Origin of the sequence: Streptomyces sp. SID14515 (genome assembly GCF_010548505.1) — a bacterium.
GTDB lineage: Bacteria > Actinomycetota > Actinomycetes > Streptomycetales > Streptomycetaceae > Streptomyces > Streptomyces caviscabies.
Genome location: NZ_JAAGMH010000129.1, coordinates 1 through 1,946, shown reverse-complemented (window position 1 = coordinate 1,946; position 1,946 = coordinate 1). Strand labels below are relative to the sequence as shown.

At 77.9% G+C, this 1,946-nt stretch carries 1 protein-coding gene and 1 pseudogene; one reads left to right on the top strand and one right to left on the bottom strand.

What is annotated here, in order from left to right; translation table 11 throughout:
* Positions 1–1,015, top strand: a pseudogene (locus G3I54_RS30630) (regulator); the annotation flags it as partial.
* A gap of 51 nt (positions 1,016–1,066) precedes the next feature.
* Here G3I54_RS30630 and G3I54_RS30625 read toward each other — a convergent pair.
* A partial coding sequence (locus G3I54_RS30625) for an FAD-dependent oxidoreductase (protein WP_164619312.1) occupies positions 1,067–1,946 on the bottom strand: 880 nt, incomplete at its 5' end.

Below are 1,946 nucleotides of genomic sequence, written 5' to 3'. Positions count from 1 at the left end.
GCCCACACCCCCGGGCCCGCCCGCCACCCACCCGCCCGCCGCGCACCCGCCGACGACCACGGGGGCGCTGCCCGTGGTCCCGCGGCAGCGGCAGACCAACAGCGGCACCGGGCTGCGGGTCGGCGGCGGGGACGTCGCCGCGCTGCGCTCGGTCGGCGAGCTCTTCCGCACCCTGGACCACGCGTACGGCGGCGGCCACGCCCGGCAGGCCCTCGTGCGGTATCTGGAGCACGAGGCCGAGCCGATGCTCCGGGGCACGTACGGCGAGGCCACCGGACGGCGGCTGTTCGCCGCGGTCGCCGACCTGACCCGGCTGGCCGGCTGGACCTCGTACGACATCGCCGCCCACGGCCTCGCCCAGCGGTACTTCGTCCAGGCGCTGCGGCTCGCCCAGGCCGCCGGAGACCGCGGTTACGGCGCCTATGTGCTGATCACGATGAGCCGGCAGGCGGTCTACCTCGGCCACGGCAGGGAGGCCGTCCAGCTCGCCCGGGTCGCCCAGCAGGGGGTCGGCTCGGCCGCCCCGCACCTCGTCCAGGCGCTGCTGCACGCGGTCGAGGCGCGCGGCCACGGCGTGCTCGGCGAGGCGCGCTCCTGCACCGCCGCCCTGACCCGGGCCGAACACGCCCTGGAGGCCGCCCGCCCCGGCGACGAGGTGCCGCACTGGGCCCGTACCTTCGACGAGGCGCAGCTCGCCGACGAGCTGAGCCACTGCCACCGCGACCTCCAGCAGTACCGGGCCGCCGCCCAGCACGCCGAGCGGTCGCTCGCGCTGCGTGCCCCGGCGTACGCCCGGAGCAGGCTGTTCTGCCGGGTGGTCCTCGCCTCGGCCCGCCTCGGCCTGGGCGAGCTGGAGCAGGCCTGCCAGATGGGCGCGGAGGCGGCCCAGCAGGCGGCCGAGATGCGCTCGGTGCGCGCCACGGAGTACGTACGCGCCTTCGAGCGCAGCCTGGAGCCCTACCGGGACGCGGTCCCCGTACGCGGCTACCGCGACCGGGTCGCCGCCCTCGGCTGAGCCTTGCGGGACGCGGCGGCCCAGGGCTCACGGGACGCGGCGGCCCAGGGCTCACGCGGCCCGGGGCAGGCTCCCCTCGTGGGCGCCGGGCACGGCCAGGTCGGTGAGGATGGCCTCCGCCGCCCGGCGGCCCGAGTGCAGCGCGCCCTGGACCGAGCTCGTGTCGCGGTGGTCGCCGCACACATACAGCCCGGCCAGCACCCGCACCGGCCGGCGCGGATCGTGCGGGGCCTCCATCGCGGGCACCGCCTCCGGGTCGTGATGGGCCGCCAGCAGCTCCCAGCCGTCCGTCGGCACGCCGTACAGCGACGCCAGATGCGCCCGCACCGAGCGGTCCAGGTCCGGCGGCGGGGTGCCGAGCACCGTCGAGGTGATCAGCGCCCGGCCCTCCGGCGCCCGCGAGGGGTCGACCTCGCTCATCACCGCGGTGTACGCCACCGGGCCCGACCGGTCCCCGTCCAGCACCAGCGACCTGCCCGTCGGCGGCGGGGCGGGCGCGGTGTGGTGAAGGACCGTCACCGGGTGGAAGGACGGCACCCGCAGCCCCGGCAGCAGCTCGGCCGCCGCCCCCGCGCCGGTCGCCAGCAGCAGCGAGCGGCACCCCAGCTCACCGTGTTCCTTGGTGCGTACGGAGGTGATGTCGGCGGCCGTCACATGGACGCCCGTACGCACCGTCCCCGGCGGCAGCGAGGCCGCCAGCAGTTCCGGCAGCGCGGACGAACCGCCCGCCGGTACGCACAGCCCGCCGCGTGCGTAGTCCCGCAGCGCGAGATCGGCGCACCGGCTCGACGTGGTGAGGGCGGGGTCGCTGAGCAGTGCGGTGAGCAGCGGGCGCAGGACGCCGTCCACCGTACGGGCGGGCAGCCCGACGCCGGCCAGCGCGCCGGCGACCGTGCGCTCCGGGCGGGCCAGCAGCCGGGCCGCGGGGGTG